Here is a 20183-nt window from a genome sequence, read left to right on the forward strand (position 1 = left end):
GTGAAATTAAAAAGACCGGTGGATTCCCACCAGTCTTTTTTCAGGTATTTGATCATTTGGGCTACAGGGAGAAGGTAAGGCGGCCGTAAAAGAAAGCCCCGCCGAATCCCATTTGCACTGAGTCGAAATAACCACCTGCTTCCGTCCAGTCGTCCTGCTGATCTGGATATACATTAAAGAGGTTATTCGCACCAATATTTAATTTGAGGTCCTCATCCAGGTCAAAACCAAAGACGAGGTCTGTGACCAACTTAGGATCATAAGTGTCGGTGGCCGCGATCACCTGATTGGCAAATCCCCCGTAATCCGCAGGATCCTCGAACATCTGGAAATCCAGGAGTTCGATCTTGCTGAAATGGGTAAAAGCCAGACCGACGTCAAACCAATTCTTGTCGTAGTTCACATTGAGCGTCAGTTTACTGGCAGGAGCCGACGCCAGCAGGAAGGCCTTGTCCCTTTCCCCGAAAAAGGTCTGCTCATCCAGGGAGCCATTTTTGACATCCTTGATCTTCATATCGTTGATATTTCCCGTGAACGTGGCTGAGAGGTTGCTGTCTGAGAAATATTTCTTCCAGGACAAGACCACATCGAGACCGATCGTCCTCGTGTCTGCCCCATTCGCAAAAAACTGGGCAGCTTCCACATTCGGAATTTGTGGGGCGTCAAAATTGCCGGTCAAGACGATCCTGTCCTTTACATCGATATAATACCCGTCGACCGTAGCGGAAAAGTGTCCGAAATTGGCAGTTAGGCCCAGCCCGGCATTAAATGCCTTTTCCTCGGTCAATTGCTCAATGCCGAAAGAGGCGGTCACCGGACTGTTGTTCGGTGATAGGAGGGATTCCAGTGCCTGGCCGCCGACAAAATTGGTGAACCTCAAATTGTAGTAGATCTGGGCCAGAGAGGGAGCGCGGAATCCTGTGCTGATGGACCCCCTTAGGTTTACATTTTCCGTGGCCTTGAGTCTCATGGCCAGTTTGCCATTGAGAGTGCTTCCGAAGTCGCTGTAATTTTCAAAACGGGCCGCAGCACTCAGGAGGAAGCTTTCTGACAGGTCGAATTCGCCATCGGCATACAGAGACAGGTTACTCCTGCTGCGGTCTACCTCGTTGGCGGGGCTATACCCCGGGAACCCCTGGGATCCACCGGGCCTGACGTCCCCGGAATCCGGGTCTGTTGGCTGCACCTGGTTGGCCGGGTCAGTGATCAGCAGGCCGTTCACATCATAGGTGCCCCATGATCCTTCCTCTCCCGCAAAGATGATGAAGTTCTCTGTCCTGTACTCCGCACCGAATGCCAGGTTCATTCCACTCAGAACATCATCGTAGTATTTGGAAAAATCGAGGTTTAGGGTATTCATACTTAGACTATGGCCCCCGGCGTCGAAGTCGGTCGGGGAAACATCTTCGAGGGAAGCGTTCAGGGTTCCCTTGATAAAATAATGGAAGTTGTTCTTTCCGTAGGTATTGCTAAGGTCTGCCTTCCAGCCATTGTTCAGTTCTGTCCTGAAGCCTGCGGTGATCGCGTTGTCCGTGATATTGGAAGTGATCCTGGGGGTAAACCCATCGGGATAAATAGAAGGGATTACACGTGCCCCTCCATTACGGGTGAAGGCATAGGCGTCTGTATCCCTGTAATTCCTTCCGCCAAAGGCGTAGAAATCTGCCTTATCGCCCAGGGGTACCACTGCATTGACCATAAAATTAAACCCGTCTATGGCAGCTTCTCCAAAGCCTTTACGAAAATCGAAGGCAGGTCTCAGGGTCTTGTTCTTGCTGATGTATTCTGTCGTGAAATTGACATAACCTCGTTCCCCGATCCCAATTCCGTAATTGACGGCTGCTTTCAGGGATCCTCCGTCAAAATTCTGATCTTCCCCTATCTGGTTTCCGTCCCTCTCGGTGTCGAGTCGGAATCCATCCGTATTCCAGACTCCGTAGTTATCAGCCTGGAAATCCCTTGTATCCACATCCGCGTTTGTGCTGTAGGCCCCATAGCTGATCAGACCGCTAACCCCGTCCGTATTGTCCTTTAACACGATATTGATCACCCCAGCAATGGCGTCCGAACCGTATTGGGCGGAGGCTCCGTCTCTCAGGATCTCTATCCTTTTTATAGCGGTGGCCGGGATGGCATTCAGGTCGGTTCCTGTATTTCCTCTTCCCCTGGTTCCAAAAATGTTGATCAAACTCGACTGATGTCTGCGCTTGCCATTGATGAGCACAAGGGTCTGATCAGGTCCCAGACCGCGGAGAGTGGCAGGATCTATATGGTCTGCGCCGTCAGAACCCGACTGTTTGTTCGCGTTGAAGGAAGGAGCTGCAAATTGCAGCATTTCATTCACCTCAATCCGACCGCTCTGGGTAGTAACGGCAGCCACGTCGATCACATCCACAGGCACGGCCGTATTGGTGGCTGTTCGCTTGGGGCTCCTGGAACCTACCAGCTGGATCTCATCGAGTTGCAAACCTTCTGAAAGGACCACCACAAAGGATGACCTGCCTGCAACCGCCTCCTCTTTGGTTACATAGCCGATATAGCTGAAGACGAGAGTGGCTGAATCGGCAACGGTAATGGAAAAATTACCGTCAAAATCGGACGTAGTCCCCTTGCTGGTGCCTTTCTCAACTATGTTGACACCCACCAGGGGAATGCCCTCCTGGTCTGTTACGGTCCCGGTGACCGTTTTCTGGGCAAATACGGAAAACGCACCTGATACAAATATCAGAATCAGTAAGTACACATTTTTCATGTTTTCAGGGTTTTAAGGTTGTTGAGTTAAATGTATGTAAAATCTGGTCAGCCTTCCTTGAAAGATTTAGAATTATCAATTAAGCAATAGCCGTATATTTGCGGCTTTATTATTCTATCCACTATGAAAGCAGGAATCGTAGGACTCCCCAATGTCGGCAAATCGACCTTGTTCAATTGTTTGTCTAACGCTAAGGCCCAGAGCGCTAATTTTCCGTTTTGCACAATAGAACCCAATATTGGTGTTGTGAACGTGCCTGATAAGCGACTGGAGAAATTGGAAGAACTGGTCAATCCCCAACGCGTTATCCCGGCTACCGTGGATATCGTGGATATCGCCGGACTCGTCAAAGGGGCTAGTAAAGGGGAAGGACTGGGCAACCAGTTCCTCGCAAATATCCGGGAGACCGATGCCATTTTGCACGTCTTACGCTGTTTTGACGATGACAACGTGGTCCATGTGGATGGATCCGTGGACCCGATACGGGATAAAGAGACCATAGATATTGAACTCCAGCTCAAGGACCTGGAAAGCGTTGAGAAAAAACTTGAAAAGGCAAGACGCGCAGCCAAAACGGGCAATAAGGATGCTATAAAGGAGGAAGGAATACTTCTTAAAGTAAAACAGAAATTAGAATCCGGTATTTCCGTCAGGGCTATTGAGTTAAGCGATGAAGAACGAAAGGAATTTATCGCGCCCATGCAGCTGATCACTGACAAGCCAGTCATGTATGTCTGTAATGTGGATGAGGCCTCGGCCGCTTCAGGAAATGCGTATGTGGAGCAGGTAAAGAAGGCCACTTCCGGGGAGAACGCCGAGATCCTGGTGCTAGCTGTTGGGACGGAGGCCGATATATCAGAGCTCGAGACCTATGAGGAGCGGCAATTGTTCCTGGAAGATCTGGGACTAGACGAACCGGGATCTTCAAAACTGATCCGGGCTGCATACCATTTGCTCAACCTTCACACGTACTTTACGGCCGGGGAGAAGGAGGTCCGCGCCTGGACCATCCCGGTCGGGGCTACTGCTCCCCAGGCAGCAGGAGTCATCCATACCGACTTTGAGAAAGGGTTTATCAGGGCCGAGGTCATTTCTTATGAGGATTATGTTACCTTTGGAAGTGAGATCAAAGTAAAGGAAGCCGGGAAAATGAGGGTGGAAGGCAAGGAATACGTCGTTAAGGACGGTGATGTGATGCACTTCCGTTTCAATGTCTGAAAGAAGCCACTTTTCCTTTAATTTCCCGCTCCAGGCCCCATTTTAGCTATTAACAATACGCCTGTTTCATTGTTGATTACTTTCTTTTTGGTGCATTTTGATTTCTGCATTGAAATTTTATATTAGCAGGGATATACCCCAAAAACTATGGCGCAAACACAATATACAGAGGATAACATCCGGTCTCTGGACTGGAAGGAGCACATCCGTATGCGCCCTGGGATGTATATCGGAAAATTGGGTGACGGATCCTCGGCGGATGACGGGATCTACATCCTGCTCAAGGAAGTGATCGATAACTGTATCGATGAGTTTGTAATGGGTGCAGGGAAGACCATTGAGATATCCATCCCAGGCGATAAGGTTATCGTGAGGGACTATGGACGGGGTATCCCCCTGGGAAAGGTAGTGGATGTGGTCTCCAAGATGAACACGGGCGGTAAGTATGACACCCGTGCATTCAAGAAATCAGTCGGACTCAACGGGGTCGGTACAAAGGCCGTAAACGCGTTGTCTTCTTATTTTCGCGTGGAATCTACCCGTGACGGAAAGTCGAAGTCGGCCGACTTCGAAACCGGGAATCTTGTCAGTGAAGAATTCCTGGAGGAAACCTCCCGGAGAAGGGGAACCAAGGTGATCTTCACCCCTGACGAATCCATTTTCAAGAAATACAAGTACCGGAATGAGTATGTGGAGCGCATGCTCAGGAACTACGTATATCTCAATCCAGGCCTTACCATTCTTTTCAACGGGGAGAAATTCTATTCCGAGAACGGCCTGAAGGACCTCTTGGAAGACAACAACAGTGCCGAGGACATGCTTTACCCCATAATTCACCTCAAAGGGGAGGATATTGAAGTGGCGATCACTCATAGCAAAACCCAGTATAGCGAAGAATACCATTCCTTTGTGAACGGGCAGCATACGACCCAGGGAGGGACCCACCAGGCGGCGTTCAGAGAAGCCCTGGTCAAGACCATACGCGATTTCTACGGCAAGAACTACGACGCCTCAGATGTGCGCAAAAGCATCATTTCTGCCATCTCCATCAAGGTTATGGAGCCCGTCTTTGAAAGTCAGACCAAAACCAAACTGGGTTCTACAGACATGGGTGGGGATCTCCCCACCGTCCGGACCTACATCAATGACTTCATCGGCAAGCAACTGGACAATTACCTGCACAAGAACCCCGATACGGCCGAAAAGATCCAGCGCAAGATCATGATGGCAGAAAAGGAGCGCAAGGAGTTGTCCGGCATTCGCAAACTGGCCAGAGAGCGAGCTAAGAAAGCGAGCCTTCACAATAAAAAACTAAGGGATTGCCGCATCCACCTGGACGACATGAAGAGCGACAGGCGGCTGGAAAGTACACTTTTCATAACGGAAGGGGATTCGGCCTCCGGTTCTATCACCAAATCAAGGGATGTTAACACCCAGGCCGTTTTTAGTCTCAGGGGGAAACCTCTGAATTCCTATGGGATGTCTAAGAAGATCGTGTATGAGAACGAGGAATTCAATCTATTGCAGGCTGCCCTGAATATAGAGGAATCCATGGAAGACCTCAGGTATAACAATATTGTGATCGCCACGGATGCTGACGTAGATGGGATGCATATACGCCTATTGCTGATCACTTTCTTCCTTCAATTCTTCCCGGAACTCATCAAGGAGAATCACCTGTATATTTTGCAAACCCCTCTTTTCAGGGTACGCAACAAAAAGGAGACCATTTACTGTTACAGCGAGGAGGAGAAAAGAGAGGCTGTGACAAAATTGTCCGGCAAACCTGAGATCACCCGATTTAAAGGGCTGGGGGAGATCTCACCGGATGAATTCAAGCATTTTATAGGGGACGACATCAGGCTGGAGCCCGTGATGCTGGACAAGGCCCTCTCCATAGAGGAACTCCTACAATTCTACATGGGAAAAAACACCCCTGACCGGCAGGAATTCATTATAAATAATCTTAAAGTTGAAGTTGATCTGGTTGATCAGGAATAATTCTAAATCAAGTAAATAGGAGCCTCTTTATATGGAAGAGAATGAAGATGGGCGATTAGAACAGGAAGAAGGCAAGGAAGGGCAACAGGAGGCACTTACCAGGGTCACAGGGATGTACAAGGATTGGTTCCTTGATTACGCTTCCTACGTAATCCTCGAGAGGGCAGTTCCCGCGATCGAAGATGGTTTCAAGCCTGTTCAGCGAAGGATCATGCACGCTCTGAAGGAGCTCGATGACGGACGATACAACAAGGTCGCCAACGTCGTGGGCCACACCATGCAATACCATCCTCACGGTGACGCCAGCATTGCTGATGCCATGGTGCAGATAGGGCAGAAGGACCTGCTGATCGACACCCAGGGGAACTGGGGGAATATCCTCACCGGTGACGGGGCGGCCGCTTCCCGATATATCGAGGCCCGTCTTTCCAAATTTGCACTGGAGGTGGTTTTCAGCCCGAAGATCACAGAATGGCAGCTCTCGTACGACGGAAGAAAAAAGGAACCCGTCCACCTTCCCGTAAAATTCCCCCTGCTTTTGGCGCAAGGTGCGGAGGGTATAGCCGTAGGATTGTCCACAAAGATTCTTCCTCACAACTTCAATGAACTCATAGACGCCTCTATCAAACATCTGAAAGGGCAGAAGTTTAAATTGTTTCCCGATTTCCCCACAGCCGGGATCATCGATGTCACCAATTACAATGACGGGATGAGGGGAGGCAGGATCAGGATCAGAGCCAAGATCTCCCAGGTCGACAAAAATACCCTGATGATCACGGAGATCCCCTATGGCACCAACACCTCTTCCCTGATAGATTCTATCCTGAAGGCCAATGAAAAGGGGAAGATCAAGATCAAAAAGATAGAGGACAATACGGCAGCAGAAGTCGAGATCCTCATCCACCTTCCAGGGGGTATTTCCCCGGATAAGACCATAGATGCCCTGTATGCCTTCACTGCCTGTGAAAGCTCTATTTCTCCCCTGGGATGTATCATAGAAGACAACAAACCCCTCTTCATCGGGGTGCAGGAGATGTTGGAGCGGTCTACGGAGCATACGGTTGAGCTGTTAAAGGAAGAGCTGGAGATCCAGCTGGGCGAACTGGAAGATCAGTGGCACTACGCCTCCCTGGAGCGTATCTTCATAGAAAACCGTATCTACCGCGACATTGAGGAGGAGGAGACTTGGGATGGGGTCATCAGTGCTATAGACAAGGGTCTGGAGCCCCATGTCAAGAATTTAAAGAGGGCGGTCACGGAGGAAGATATTGTAAAGCTCACCGAGATTCGGATCAAAAGGATCTCAAAATTCGATATCGACAAAGCCCAGCAACTCATCGAAAGCCTGGAGGAAAAGATCGCCCAGACGAAGAACAACCTAGCGAACCTGGTAGAATATGCCATCGATTACTTCAAAGAATTAAAGAGCAAATACGGCCAGGGGCGGGAACGGAAATCGGAAATCAGGATCTTCGACGAGATCGAGGCCACCAAGGTGGTGATCCGAAATACCAAATTGTACGTCAACAGGGAAGAAGGATTTATTGGTACTTCCTTGAAACGGGATGAGTACGTGACAGATTGCAGTGACATAGATGACATCATCATTTTCACAAAAAGTGGAAACATGATGGTCACCAAGGTGGATGCCAAAACTTTTGTGGAAAAGAATATCATCCATGTAGCGGTCTTTAAAAAGAAGGACAAACGCACTATTTACAACATGATCTACAAGGACGGCAGGGGTGGGGCCAGCTATGTGAAGCGTTTTAATGTCACAGGAATTACCAGGGACAAGATGTACGACCTCACCGCCGGAAAACCTCAGTCAGAAGTCCTATATTTTACGGCAAACCCCAATGGGGAGGCCGAAGTGGTCACCGTTAACCTCAGACAATCCGGCAGTATTAAGAAGTTGAAATGGGATCTCGATTTTGCGGATGTGCTGATCAAGGGCAGGAATTCCAAAGGAAATATCGTGACCAAGTACCCCGTCAAGCGGATCGAACTCAAGGAAAAAGGTCTCTCTACCCTGAAACCCAGGAAGATCTGGTTCGACGATACCATACAAAGACTGAATGTGGACGGCAGGGGAGAATTGCTGGGTGAATTCACCAGTGAGGATCGCTTGCTGATCATCAACCAGAAAGGCGCGGTAAAGACAGCCATACCCGACCTGATCATGCGATTCGATGACGATATGATCGTTCTCGAAAAATGGAAACCCGAAAAACCCCTTTCAGCCATCTACTGGGAAGGAGAAAAGGAGCTCTTCTACGTCAAGCGTTTCCTGGTTGAGAATCCCGACAGGGAAGAGGTCATCATCACCGACCATCCTAAATCGTACCTCGAAAAGATCTTTACGGATTACCGTCCCATGGCAGAAGTGGTCTTCGCCAAGAAGCGGGGGCATGAGCGAAAGGAAAATATGGTCGTCAATCTCGAGGAATTCATCGCCGTAAAAGGGATTACTGCCATGGGTAACCAGCTGACCAAGGAGAAAGTCCTTGAGATCAATGCCCTGGATCCCCTGCCTTACGAGGAACCTTCTAAGAACAAAGCTGAGGATATCGAGGTTGTGGACGAGGAAGACATTACTGCCGATAAAAATGATGCAGAATCAAATGCGGGGGAGAAAAGCGAGGACGAAGATAAGGATGGACAGATCAAACTGTTCTGACATTCACACTAGGGGTCTTTAGCAGGGGGTTTCACTTTGTGAACCTCCTTTTTTTCTTCCAGGTCTTCTATGATCTCCTCTTTTTTCCGGTATTTCATATTGAGAAATTCTACCAGGAGAGAGAAGGAAATGGCAAAATAAAGGTATCCTTTCGGTATTGAGCCTACCTCCGAACCGAAGAAGCTCGCGTGGCTCAGGTGTGCTGCTTCGGCAATAAGCATGAACCCTATCAGGATCAGGAAGGAAAGGGCCAGGAGTTGCATGGAAGGGTGTTTGTTGATAAAAACCCGTATCGCGTTGGCAAAAACCATCATTATGATGATGGAAATGACCACGGCAATGACCATGAGCACCAATGCGTCCTGGGGTTTGTCACCTATCCCGCTGGTCATACCCACAGCCGTCAGGATGGAGTCTATGGAGAAGATGAAATCGATGATAAGGATCTGGAAGAGCGCTCTTCTCAAGCTCGTAATATTTTTTGCTTCCAACAGTTCCTCTTCGTGCTCAGGCAATTCCACTTTTTCGTGTATCTCTGTGGTGCTTTTGTACAAGAGAAAGAGGCCTCCCAGAAGCAGGATCAGGGCCTGGCCGCTGATACCGGCTGTAAACCAGGTGGTCTCTACAAAGTAGAATGGGTTTTTCAGGCCTATGAGTAAGGAAACCGCGAACAACAGAAGGATCCTCTGTACCATGGCCAGCACCAGTCCCCAGAAAGTCGCCTTCTTTTGCTGTTTTTCCGGGAGTTTATTCGCCGCTATTGAAATAAAGATGATGTTGTCAATACCCAGAACGATCTCCAGGAAGGTAAGGGTAAGCAGAGCTACCCATGCATCCGGACTTGAGAGTATATCGAACATGATCAGTTCATTTTAATGGCTGTTCCTCTTGATTTATTGGCGCTGCCTACCTGGCCGAATTCAAAGGTATAGGAACTATCGGTCGTACTGAGAATCTTTATAAGTATTGCTTTTTCTTCCTCCCTGGACTTGGGATTGAGATTTCTGAGCACGTATTCGCAATCGTTGATCCAGCGTATGGAGGAGGTGTCTACCCTCCCTTCAAAAGTACCTATCTCGATCTCCGTATTTCGCACAAAGGTGGTTGTTTGTTCCTTTCCGTCTATCATATCCGTATAACGGAAGGAACCCACCTTAAAATCCTCGCAATTCCTTGGGGGGTTGTAACAGGCGATGGTCATCCCGCAGGCACTGAGCAGCAATACCCATTTTTTTAACATGAATGCAAATTAGTGAATTCTGGAAATTAGGAGTAATATCTGGTGAGGAAGTTAAGGGTATGAGCCGGAAGGTCATTCAAAGGCCTCAAAGCTTCCGTCTTCGTAAAGGATCAGCACCCTTTTGATCTTCTTGCCTTTTCCGGCCTTTGAGGCGTCCATCGCTTCTTCCATGGACACAGGAGCTGTATTTGGGTTTCGGGAGGGAAATTCCCCCTTGCCGTTGAGCAACCAGTACAGATTCACATCGGGGTAGGAGCGCACTACTTTCATCACAAACTCAAGGCTGGGTTTATTGCGGCCGGTGAGAACATGAGAAATGCTCGATCGCTGCACCCCGATCTTATCTGCAAAAACTGATGCCGAAACATTGTAATATTCCAGGATCTTTTCGAGTCGGGCAATGAATTCACCAGTGTTTACCATTGTAATTTAATTCTTAGGTGATCTCCTTTGAATTTTGTGAATAGTGATCTTGAAATTGCAATAAAATATAAAATTAAAACTTGATATAATCTATTTTATAATACTGAAATAGAGTAATATAAATTATATTTTACTATTTTTTTAAGATTTGTATACAATTGTGTATTATCGACCCCTGCTGATGGAGAAATTTCATTTACAAATGTAATTAAACTTAGGACAATTGTTATTAATTTACCCCTTACATTTGTGAATGAGACCAAGCGCAAACCACGATGATCGAAAAAAGCTATGAGGAGATAAAGGAGGGTTCTGTAAAGGGACGCTACCTCCCTCCCGAAATGCTTCGACCTTTCCTCGACCAGCTCGGAAAAAAATTTCCAGCCGAAAAGGCAGGGATCTCTGTGGAAGGCAGGGCGATCGAAAAATTCGTTTTAGGAAACGGACCGGTCACGGTGCTGATGTGGTCCCAGATGCACGGGAACGAATCCACGACCACCAAGGCGGTACTCGACCTGATGAACGCCTTTCATAATGGATATGGGAAATCGGATGCTCTACTGCAGAAGCTAACCCTGATCATTATTCCACAACTCAACCCGGATGGGGCACAGGCGTATACCAGAGAGAATGCGGCGGGGGTCGACTTGAACCGGGATGCCCAGGCGCTTACACAGCCCGAAAGCAAAATATTGAGGGAGACCTTTAGGAAACACGCCCCTGCATTTTGTTTCAATCTCCACGATCAACGTACGATCTTTAGTGCGGGCTCCGGACCACATCCGGCCACCCTGTCCTTCCTTGCTCCCGCTGCAGACGCTCCCGGGTCCCTGACGGAAAGCCGGCTCACCTCCATGAGTCTCATTTCCGCAATCAACAGGGAATTACAGCGATTGATCCCGGGGCAGATCGGCCGCTATGACGACGCCTTTAACCCCAATTGCGTGGGAGACACCTTCCAGATGCTCTCTACCCCGACGATCCTTGTAGAAGCCGGGCATTTCTCCGGGGATTACGAGAGGGAAGAAACCCGCAAATACGTTTTTATGGCCATGTGGATGGCCCTGGAGTACATCGCATCCGGTGGCTACAAGGAAGAAGCGTCTGCTGGGTACGAGAATATCCCCGAGAATCAGAAGACCTTTTTCGACATCCTGATCCGAAACGCTCAGAAAGTCAAGGGGGAGGAGAAACCCCCCTATAATGCCGGGATCCTGTTCAGGGAGGAACTGCGGAACGGCTCTGTTCATTTCAGGCCCGAAATAGAGAAAACAGGCGGTCTGAAGGGTTATCATGGCCACCAGGAGTTCGATTGCCTGAAGGAGGCCGACCTGCAGAGATTGAGGTCCATGAAGGAAATCACAACCCTCCTCGCTGAGGGGAAGCCCAAAAAAACGGGATAATATTGCGTATCTTTCAAAAAAAGCATTCATCTATTACGTTTATTTTCTTAATTGATTATTTTTGCTCAAAATATTCTTACTATGGGAAAAGTAAAATTGGATGAAATAGATCACCAGATCCTGGATATGCTCATCGACAATACCAGAACTCCATTTACAGACATCGCCAAGAAATTACTTATCTCTGCCGGTACGGTGCACGTAAGGGTCAAAAAAATGGAGGAGGCTGGGATCATACAGGGTTCTTCCCTGACAGTAGATTACGTGAAGCTGGGATATGCCTTTATCGCCTATGTGGGTATTTTCCTGGAAAAGACCCATCAGACGAAATTCGTGATCGAACGGCTGAATCAGATCCCGAACGTAACCGTGGCCCACATCACTACGGGCAAGTTCAACATATTCTGTAAGATCAGGGCTAAGGACACCAATGACGCCAAGAATATTATTTTCAGGATCGATGACATAGACGGGATCAGTCGCACCGAAACCATGATCTCCCTGGAGGAGAGCATCAACGACAAGAAAAGGCTGATGCATACTATATTCAACGAACTCTGATCAGGGACACCCTTCAGACATTACCGCGGACCACATATGAAGACCTCTGAATTAAAAGCCTCAGATTACAATCCTTATTACAAGGCTTATATTGAGGCGCTTGGGGAAGTCGACCTTATGAAAGCGCTTAAGAAGCAGGTGGAGAATTACCCCCAGTTTCTTGCGAGCATCCCTGAGGAGAAACTCTATTACAGCTATGCCGAAGGCAAATGGACCGTGGCCGAGGTGCTGCTCCATGTTCTGGATTCCGAAAGGGTTTTTCAATACAGGGCCGTGAGGTTCGCCAGGCGGGATGAGACCCCGCTACCCGGGTTCGACCAGGACAAGTACGTGCCCACTTCTGGGGCGAATCAAAGGAGTATCGGTTCAATTATTGAGGAGTACAGGGCGATCAGGAATTCGACCATTGCGCTTTACGAGTCGTTTGAAGAAGGCACCCTGAAACGAAAAGGGGTAGCCAGTAACTCGGTAATGAGTGTAGGGGCACTGGGATTCATAATCTGTGGTCACCAGAAACACCATCGGAATATTATCAGAGAGCGTTATCTCTGATCTCAATCAAATTCCTCCTCTTCCAGTTCTGATTCCAGATTCAGTTCCAGTTCGGGTTCTTCGGTAACGGGCTTTACCATTTCATCGGCTTCATCCTCGTCTTCCACTTCGAAATTTGCGATGAAGTGAGACAGGCTCTGGCTGATCTTTACCAGATAGAGGGCGTCTTCTGTCCTGAGCTCTACGGCCTCAATGTACTCTCCCTTGTGGTTCCTGAATGAAATGATATCGTCATCCCCGTATCCATCAGGATAGGTGTCTACGAGTCTGGCGGCCAGGGTGTGATCCAGTTTTTTGTGGTCAATCAATATTCGTTTCATAGGTTGGTCGATTTAGCGTGTTGGATTCGCTACATACACAATCCTAATCTAGAATATTTTTTTCCCCGGGGTATGAAAGAGTTGTAAAAGCTGAGATTTAGTATACGTAACCTTTATTCCTCGTAGTAAGTAAAGGCTTCCATGAACAGATCTTCGGGAACCTGCTGGTCTATAACCGCGTCCCCTATCCGTTTCAGCAACACAAAGTTGATGGATCCGTGGGAATTCTTTTTGTCGAATTTCAGGAGGGCGAGGATGGCATGCTTGTCTTCTTCCGTAAAATCTACTTTCCGGAACCGCTCCAGAAGGGTGTTCTTGATGTCCTCCAGCTGGTGGAGTCCCAGGCTGCTGAGTCTGTGAGACAAATACCCTTCCAGGATCATCCCTACGGCAATGGCCTCTCCGTGAAGGAGGGCTTTGTTTTCCCCTTTATCCAGGAAATGGGATTCGATGGCGTGCCCAAGGGTATGCCCGAAATTCAGGATCTTCCGCATGTCTTTTTCCGTCGGGTCTTCCAGGACGATCTTATTCTTGATCTGGACAGACCGGTAGATATGGGATTCCAGGGGATCGTTGGCTTTGAGGTCCTTCAGATCGCTCCAATACTTCCCGCTGCTGATCAGGCCGTGTTTGAACATCTCGGCAAAACCGCTGTTGAGCTGCCTTTTCTCCAGAGTTTTTAGGAAGTCGACCATGACCAGCACCATTTCCGGCTGCCTGATCACTCCGATCTGATTCTTGAGGTTCCCGAGGTCGACCCCGGTCTTGCCGCCTATCGAAGCATCCACCATAGCCAATAGGCTGGTGGGTACATTGATAAAAGGGATCCCCCTTTTAAAAGTGCAGGCCACAAATCCCCCAAGGTCGGTCACCACGCCACCCCCCAGGTTGATCATAAGGCTCCTTCGATCGGCTCCCAACTCAGATAGGGCATACCAGATCTGCACGCAGGTGTCTATGGTTTTATGGGTTTCCCCGGCTTCCATTTCGATGATCTCCACCTCGAGGTCGGTCTCCAGGGAAGACAGGAACAGAGGCAGGCAGTCCCTGTGGGTGTTCTCGTCGGTCAGCAGAAACAATTTGGAATACCTTTCTTTTTTAAGGTGTTGATTGAGTGCCTTGTAGCCCTCTTTATTGAAATAAACAGAATAGGTATCGGTAATGATCGCATCCATGAAAGTTCCGTGTCTTGGCGTGATTCTCCACACAAATTAAAGGGAATTTTTCTGCAATTGGTTAAGAATTCAGTGATTATCTTTGGGACTGATAAAATCAATGGCAATGCCTCAGCTCTTTGAGAACACGAAAACCGCTTTCGCCCTGAAATCTGATGCTGAATTGGAAAGGGCGTATTTTTTATTCAAACTCATCGCGAATCAACCCCTGGTAAGGATAGGTACGGCTGTGACCAATTTCGCCATCAAAACCCATCTCCCTGTGGAAGGGTTGATCAGGGCAACCGTCTTTGACCATTTCTGCGCGGGTATCAGCAAGAAGGATTGTATGCCAACCGTAGATAAATTATGGCAGGCCGGGGTGAGTTCGGTCCTGGATTATTCCATTGAAGGCAAGGATACGGAGGATCCCCTGGATGATGCACTGGAGATGACCCTCAAGATCCTGGACTTTGTCAGGGAAAAGGAAGCAATTCCTTTCGCTGTTTTCAAGCCCACGGGATATGGCCGCTTTTATTTGTACGAGAAGATAGGGGCGGGAAAAAAACTGACCAGGGCCGAACAGGAAGAATGGGGGAGGGTAGTAGGCAGATATGAAGCGAGCTGTAAGAAGGCGTACGACCTGGATGTAAGCCTGCTCATCGATGCTGAGGAAACCTGGATGCAGGATGCAGCCGATGAACTGGTAGAGGAGATGATGCGGAAGTACAACAGGAAAAAGGCCGTCGTCTTTAATACCATACAATTATACCGTTGGGATCGACTCGATTATTTAAAAGGCCTCGTGGAAAGGGCTGAAAGGGATGGATTTAAGGTGGGGATCAAGATCGTGAGGGGCGCCTATCTCGAAAAGGAAAACGAACGGGCCGAAGAAATGGGATACAAAAGCCCGATCTGTGCCAGTAAAAAAGAAACGGACGACAATTTTAATAAGACGGCCGCTTATATCCTGGACCACCTGGACGTGATCTCCGTCTACGTCGGCACCCACAACGAGGAGAGTTCTTACCTCCTGATGCAGATGATGGAGGAACGCCACATAGACCGGAAAGATCCCAGGATATGGTTCGGGCAGTTGTTCGGGATGAGCGACCACATCACCTTCAATATGGCCGCTGAAGGGTACAATGTCACCAAATACCTGCCTTTTGGGCCGGTCAGGGACGTGATGCCCTATCTGATACGCAGGGCCGAGGAAAACACTTCCGTGGCCGGCCAAACCAACCGGGAACTCGAGCTGCTTAAAAAGGAACGAAAGAGAAGGAAGATCTAATCCTCTGTGAAGCTGAATTCGGAGAGGGTGACCTGGGATTCACAGTTGGTGGCCCTCAGGGAGGCGTCTTTGCCGTCTACTTCATAATAAATCACATACCAGGGGCAGGGTTTGCCCTGGGCTTCACTCTCACTGAATTTTACGGAACCTTCCCTTAAGAACAATTTCAACGCTGTGCTATCTGCAATGCCGTCGCGCAGGGTTGCCTGCATTTCTTCGGAAAAAACCAGGGGTTTGGAACGCAGTTCTTTTAGCACCCGGCAGTTGGGGAAATAGCAGAATTCTGTCCCCGTTTCCGAGGTCTTTTTCTTCAGGAAAAAAGCGAGAAAGATGATCCCTATGGTAAGCCCGATCATGTAATACCCCAGGCGTTTGAGAAATGCCATGCTAAAAGATTAGGAAATTGATGTCGCTGTGTTTCAGGTCGAACCAATCCCCGACCGTTTTGTTGGTCAGGATCCCGTGGTAGAGGTAGAGCCCGTTCCTCAGGCCTTTGTCGAACCGCAGCGAATTTTCGAGTCCGCCGTCTTCCCCTATCTTAAGGAGGTATGGGGTAAAGATATTGCTGATGGAGACCGAGGAGGTCTTGGGATATCGGGCCGGGATGTTGGGCACCCCGTAGTGGAGCACCCCAAATTTATTTATCAGGGGTTTGTCATGGGTGGTGAGCTCACTGGTCTCGAAACACCCGCCCATGTCTATGCTGACATCGATGATTACGGAGCCCTTTTTCATTTGTTCCACCATGGTCTGTGAGACCACTACGGGAGATCGGTCTCTTCCCCTCATGGCGCCTATGGCCACATCGCAGCGTTTAAGGGATTTCAGCAGGTTTTTAGGCTGGAGGGTGGAGGTGTAGACGATCTGCTGCAGGTTGCTTTGGACGTTCCTCAGTTTGGTGATGGAATTGTCGAAGATCTTCACATTGGCGCCCAGTCCGATCGCGGAACGGGCGGCGAATTCTCCCACGGTGCCGGCACCCAGGATGACCACTTCCAGGGGAGGAACCCCGGTGATATTCCCGAACATCAGGCCGTTGCCCTGGTTGGTGGCTGCCATGATCTCCGCCGCGATCAGTACGCTGGAGATCCCGGCGATCTCACTGAGGGATCGAACGGCGGGGTAGTTCCCGTCCTCGTCCCGAATAAATTCGAAGGCGATGGCGGTGATCCTTTTCTTGGCCAGTTCCTCAAAATAAGATTTGGATTGTGTCTTGATCTGCAGGGCAGAAATGATGGTGGTCTGGGGGTTGATGAACTGTATCTCCGAAAGTGTAGGGGGTTCCACCTTAAGCAATAGGGGGCAGGAAAAGACTTTTTTGGTGTCTTTGGTGATGGTGGCCCCAGCCTGGGTATAGTCGAGGTCCGTAAAATTGGCTGCATCCCCGGCTCCGGATTCTATGAGCACGCGGTGGCCGTTGGCGGTAAGGGCATTTACGGCATCGGGGGTCAGGCAGACCCGTTTTTCCTGGAACTGGTTCTCCTTGGGGATCCCTATAAACAATTCCCCTTTTTGTCTCAGGATCTCAAGGGTCTCCTCCTGGGGGATAAGTTCCTGCTTGCTGAAGGGGGATCTTGGCTGGTTCATACGTTGTTTTGGCGGGAAGATGGTCTCCCTGCCGAACTCAAAAATACAATAAATTTAGATAAAGGGGGACTTTTGGGTTCCTTCACTTGGTTGAATCCAAAGTGTTGAATACAAGACAAATCCGATTAAAAAAAACGATGCTTTTCAGATCGAATGCCGACTTACATAAAATTGAAAAGATTTTTAAGCGACAGGCGAAATTCCCGGAATAGTTTGGACAAAGTTCTTTTGGAGACGTTTTCAGAAAGATCGACCTCAGTTTCAGGTACGTCTTGCTGAGCATCCAATGACCTGGGTAAGATGGACTTGTTATTTTTCTCCTTAAAGGCCTGCAATTCGGCCTCCATGGCTTCCAGGTCGATCCCATGGACGTATTTATCGTAGAGTTTGATCCTAATAAAATAAACGAAGGGAATGACCACCATACATATTGGTAATAACCACAAAACATTTTCTGTATCAACAGAATCACTGTAATAGTAGACAACTTCGAAAATTTGAAATGCGTACATACATAAGGGTATCAGTATGATATGATACCACCAGTGCTTACAGGTAAAAAACCAAATAATAAATAAATAAAGTGGGATGAGTTTGCTCAGAAGAAACCAAACATAAGTACTGACGTCGTCAAACCCATTTTTGTCGAGCACAAAACCAAATAGGTTTATAGTTGCCTCAGGGTCTTCCGGAATATAGTCATGTAACTTATACAAAAAGGGGGATAGAGCAATGAGAATCAAACCCAAGGACTCCAGGAAGAATCTCCGCCTAGCGGTACTATTATTAGAACTCATATGTTAGGAATCTTTAAAAACCTAACGATAAAAGATCTAAAATATTGGCCTTAGGGGAGTGAAGATGGTAAAATTAATAGCAATTAAATTTTCACCAATTTATCTTTTTTAACTCCCTGTTCGTAGAGTTGATCGTCTTCGGCGGTGTTAGGAGTGCAGGCAGAAGCAACTAATATTAACATAGCTGCAATAGCAAATAGGATCTTCTTAGTGTTCATCGTAGTCTGAGTTAAAATTCAGGAATCATTTCATTTTCAATTCAAATATAGGGAATTGATCCGAGATAAAATACATTTTATCGATAAAAAATTACCGATCACCGAAGAAAACTGCATTTCGTCGATACTGTTTGAGGTTTCAGTTGGGGAAAAAAGATCAGGGAAGGATGGTGAGCTGTCGGGTTTCCGGGCCCAGGATCTCGAGCTTTATATTCGTTCGCTCCTCAGGAAGGAGGGGTTCAATCTTTTCCGGCCATTCTATAAAGATCCAAACGTCCTTATTAAGATAATCTTCAAGGCCCAGGTCGAGAGCCTCTTCGGTATTCTCGATCCGGTAAAAATCGAAATGATATCCTAATAATTCCCCATCGGGATAGGTATACTCGTTCACAATGCCAAAACTGGGGCTATTTCCCTCCTCAAGACCTCCGAGGTGCTTTACCATCTCTTTTATCAATGTGGTTTTACCAGAACCCATTACACCTATAAAACATAAGATGCTCATTTTAGGAAGAAGAGAAAAAATCTGCTCCGTAATTGTTGAAATCTCGCCTTTTGTATAGCGTTTTTTTTGCATTAAGAACGGTCTCGGCTATTAGTAGTTGTGTGGGTTAGTACTTAGCTTTGCAAGTACACACCAAACTGAAAATCCTCGCAGATTTTCAGAAATAGTCAAGAACAAGCAATTACTTATAGCCATTGTTAGCAGTAGTTTTTACTCTAATTTCTTTAACATTTTTGGTTTGAATACACCACCTTCTAATTTAGTTCCATTAAACCATTGACAATATACATCTCCATCGCTACCACCACTATTTCTAAGGGCAAAATTTTCCATTTTTGTTAGTTCATCAGTTCCTAAAACGCCTTTTACTGTCATTTCTGGTCCACCAGAAATAAGTTGAACTTTGTCGCCTGCTTTATATTGCATATTTTATCTTTTACTATGCAGGAATTCTTGAAATGAATTCTCGAATACTCGCAATTAATAATATTACTTGGTCAATATTGTATTCTTTGTAGTTGCCATGAGCTGCTTTATTTCTTAGGTCAAGCCAAGCCGTCACGTTTTTTTGATCAAGCACGGAGTAAACATTTGCTTTTGCTAAGTCCGCGTTTAGTTTGTCGGCTTTAACTGGTTTGCCATTAACTTCAACTGGAATAGAATTTTTTATAGCTAACTTTTTTAAATGGCTTTCCAACGTTGAACCTGCTAATACAGCAGAAGGGTCTTTGTATTTGTTATCGCAAAGATGTTGAGCCATTTCTAAAAAGTCAGCAAATATGTCTGCGTGAACTAACTCAGCAAGATTTTGCATATAACCATCTGCAATGTCGTCACGAAGAGCAAGTAATACACCAAGTACAGATGATGTATGTAAATGCAAATGAGGGTCTTTTATAATAATTCGTTCTATTTCTTGGCTATATGTTGAATTTATTCCTGTAATCCTATTAATCGCTGAAATTGCTCTTGTTACCAAACTCTGTCTATCAGTTTTTGGTAAGTCACTTAAATCATTGTGCTTTGATTTATTTTGCATATCACGATGAATATCCAGCAATGTGTCAAGTTGTTTTATAAATATCCTATAGTCCATTTTAGTCTTAACTCTGTCGTTTTAGAAAATACTGCTAACGGTCTCGGCTATGGTTTGACGCCTGGAGGCGCCAACCTTTCCGTATTGTTTTGTTAATCTCTAAAATAGCAAATAATCCTAGACCTCAGAGGGCGATAAACCATAGCCGTTGTTGTAACACGTTATTTTTTAAGTTTTATATTTTTCAAATCCACTTTAAATGCTAATTCATTATCAATTTCAATTAATTCCCCATTTCGGTCATAAAATTCTACAATTGCAGTTTTGTTATCAATCAACTCCATAACAGTTCCTGTAGTCCCAGTTTCTATCCCGTTTTGAAGGGTCTTCTTCGGGCTAACCTTTCTATAAAGCCATTTTTTTGCAATCCTTTTTCGTTCAA

General features: G+C 47.2%; 20 protein-coding genes. 7 read left to right on the forward strand and 13 right to left on the reverse strand.

Going from position 1 to position 20183, the window contains the following annotated elements; all coding sequences use genetic code 11:
* Positions 1 to 61: 61 nt before the first annotated feature.
* On the reverse strand, positions 62 to 2752 hold the full coding sequence (locus GWK09_RS11770; protein WP_163693645.1) for a TonB-dependent receptor: 2691 nt from the start codon (positions 2750 to 2752) through the stop codon (positions 62 to 64).
* Positions 2753 to 2875: 123 nt separating this feature from the next.
* Between GWK09_RS11770 and ychF the strand changes: the two genes are divergently transcribed.
* The 3 genes from ychF (at position 2876) to GWK09_RS11785 (ending at position 8651) form a co-directional block, all read left to right on the forward strand.
* Positions 2876 to 3970: a redox-regulated ATPase YchF gene (gene ychF / locus GWK09_RS11775; RefSeq protein ID WP_163693646.1), complete on the forward strand. Its 1095-nt coding sequence runs from the start codon at positions 2876 to 2878 to the stop codon at positions 3968 to 3970.
* A gap of 147 nt (positions 3971 to 4117) precedes the next feature.
* Entirely contained in the window at positions 4118 to 5971 is a 1854-nt protein-coding gene (locus tag GWK09_RS11780) for a DNA topoisomerase IV subunit B (RefSeq protein WP_163693647.1), read from the forward strand.
* Between the two features lie 31 nt (positions 5972 to 6002).
* Complete coding sequence (locus tag GWK09_RS11785; RefSeq protein ID WP_163693648.1) at positions 6003 to 8651, forward strand: DNA gyrase/topoisomerase IV subunit A; 2649 nt, start codon at positions 6003 to 6005, stop codon at positions 8649 to 8651.
* An 8-nt stretch (positions 8652 to 8659) separates the two neighbouring features.
* On the opposite strand, the gene GWK09_RS11790 is transcribed toward GWK09_RS11785, so the two are convergent.
* The 3 genes from GWK09_RS11790 to GWK09_RS11800 all read right to left on the reverse strand — a co-directional run bounded on the left by GWK09_RS11790 (position 8660) and on the right by GWK09_RS11800 (position 10314).
* Complete coding sequence (locus tag GWK09_RS11790; protein ID WP_163693649.1) at positions 8660 to 9511, reverse strand: TerC family protein; 852 nt, start codon at positions 9509 to 9511, stop codon at positions 8660 to 8662.
* 2 nt (positions 9512 to 9513) lie between these two features.
* On the reverse strand, positions 9514 to 9891 hold the full coding sequence (locus GWK09_RS11795; protein ID WP_163693650.1) for a DNA topoisomerase IV: 378 nt from the start codon (positions 9889 to 9891) through the stop codon (positions 9514 to 9516).
* A 72-nt stretch (positions 9892 to 9963) separates the two neighbouring features.
* A complete protein-coding gene (locus GWK09_RS11800; protein WP_163693651.1) occupies positions 9964 to 10314 on the reverse strand; it encodes a helix-turn-helix domain-containing protein in 351 nt (116 codons plus the stop codon).
* A 275-nt stretch (positions 10315 to 10589) separates the two neighbouring features.
* Between GWK09_RS11800 and GWK09_RS11805 the strand changes: the two genes are divergently transcribed.
* The 3 genes from GWK09_RS11805 to GWK09_RS11815 all read left to right on the forward strand — a co-directional run bounded on the left by GWK09_RS11805 (position 10590) and on the right by GWK09_RS11815 (position 12830).
* Entirely contained in the window at positions 10590 to 11717 is a 1128-nt protein-coding gene (locus GWK09_RS11805) for a M14 family metallopeptidase (RefSeq protein ID WP_163693652.1), read from the forward strand.
* An 81-nt stretch (positions 11718 to 11798) separates the two neighbouring features.
* Positions 11799 to 12278: an Lrp/AsnC family transcriptional regulator gene (locus tag GWK09_RS11810; RefSeq protein ID WP_163693653.1), complete on the forward strand. Its 480-nt coding sequence runs from the start codon at positions 11799 to 11801 to the stop codon at positions 12276 to 12278.
* 36 nt (positions 12279 to 12314) lie between these two features.
* Positions 12315 to 12830, forward strand: coding sequence for a DinB family protein (locus GWK09_RS11815; RefSeq protein WP_163693654.1), 516 nt, complete (start codon positions 12315 to 12317; stop codon positions 12828 to 12830).
* 2 nt (positions 12831 to 12832) lie between these two features.
* Here GWK09_RS11815 and GWK09_RS11820 read toward each other — a convergent pair whose 3' ends face one another.
* Positions 12833 to 13150: a hypothetical protein gene (locus GWK09_RS11820; RefSeq protein WP_163693655.1), complete on the reverse strand. Its 318-nt coding sequence runs from the start codon at positions 13148 to 13150 to the stop codon at positions 12833 to 12835.
* Between the two features lie 113 nt (positions 13151 to 13263).
* Complete coding sequence (gene aroB / locus GWK09_RS11825; RefSeq protein WP_163693656.1) at positions 13264 to 14325, reverse strand: 3-dehydroquinate synthase; 1062 nt, start codon at positions 14323 to 14325, stop codon at positions 13264 to 13266.
* Between the two features lie 106 nt (positions 14326 to 14431).
* On the opposite strand from aroB, the gene GWK09_RS11830 reads away from it, so the two are divergent.
* Positions 14432 to 15598 (forward strand): proline dehydrogenase family protein, encoded by a 1167-nt coding sequence (locus GWK09_RS11830; RefSeq protein WP_163693657.1) that lies wholly within the window; start codon positions 14432 to 14434, stop codon positions 15596 to 15598.
* Here the strand turns inward: GWK09_RS11830 and GWK09_RS11835 are convergent.
* The 7 genes from GWK09_RS11835 to GWK09_RS11865 form a co-directional block, all read right to left on the reverse strand.
* Entirely contained in the window at positions 15595 to 15984 is a 390-nt protein-coding gene (locus tag GWK09_RS11835) for a DUF4258 domain-containing protein (RefSeq protein ID WP_163693658.1), read from the reverse strand. The two genes, GWK09_RS11830 and GWK09_RS11835, sit on opposite strands and share 4 nt — an antisense overlap.
* 1 nt (position 15985) lies before the next feature.
* Positions 15986 to 17185 carry an alanine dehydrogenase gene (locus tag GWK09_RS11840; RefSeq protein ID WP_163693659.1) on the reverse strand — a complete coding sequence of 400 codons (1200 nt, stop codon included), beginning with the start codon at positions 17183 to 17185 and terminating at the stop codon, positions 15986 to 15988.
* A gap of 161 nt (positions 17186 to 17346) precedes the next feature.
* Positions 17347 to 17610, reverse strand: coding sequence for a hypothetical protein (locus GWK09_RS15040; protein ID WP_239530921.1), 264 nt, complete (start codon positions 17608 to 17610; stop codon positions 17347 to 17349).
* Positions 17611 to 18357: 747 nt separating this feature from the next.
* Entirely contained in the window at positions 18358 to 18777 is a 420-nt protein-coding gene (tsaE, locus tag GWK09_RS11850; protein ID WP_163693661.1) for a tRNA (adenosine(37)-N6)-threonylcarbamoyltransferase complex ATPase subunit type 1 TsaE, read from the reverse strand.
* 138 nt (positions 18778 to 18915) lie between these two features.
* The gene (locus tag GWK09_RS11855; protein WP_163693662.1) at positions 18916 to 19131 is read right to left on the reverse strand and encodes a YodC family protein; all 216 of its coding nucleotides are present in this window, start codon (positions 19129 to 19131) and stop codon (positions 18916 to 18918) included.
* 13 nt (positions 19132 to 19144) lie between these two features.
* A complete protein-coding gene (locus GWK09_RS11860) occupies positions 19145 to 19801 on the reverse strand; it encodes a hypothetical protein (protein ID WP_163693663.1) in 657 nt (218 codons plus the stop codon).
* A gap of 161 nt (positions 19802 to 19962) precedes the next feature.
* Positions 19963 to 20183 (reverse strand): hypothetical protein (locus GWK09_RS11865; protein WP_204260440.1); only part of this gene is annotated, 221 nt, incomplete at its 5' end.

Origin of the sequence: Muriicola jejuensis (assembly GCF_010671595.1) — a bacterium.
Taxonomy (GTDB): domain Bacteria; phylum Bacteroidota; class Bacteroidia; order Flavobacteriales; family Flavobacteriaceae; genus Muriicola; species Muriicola jejuensis.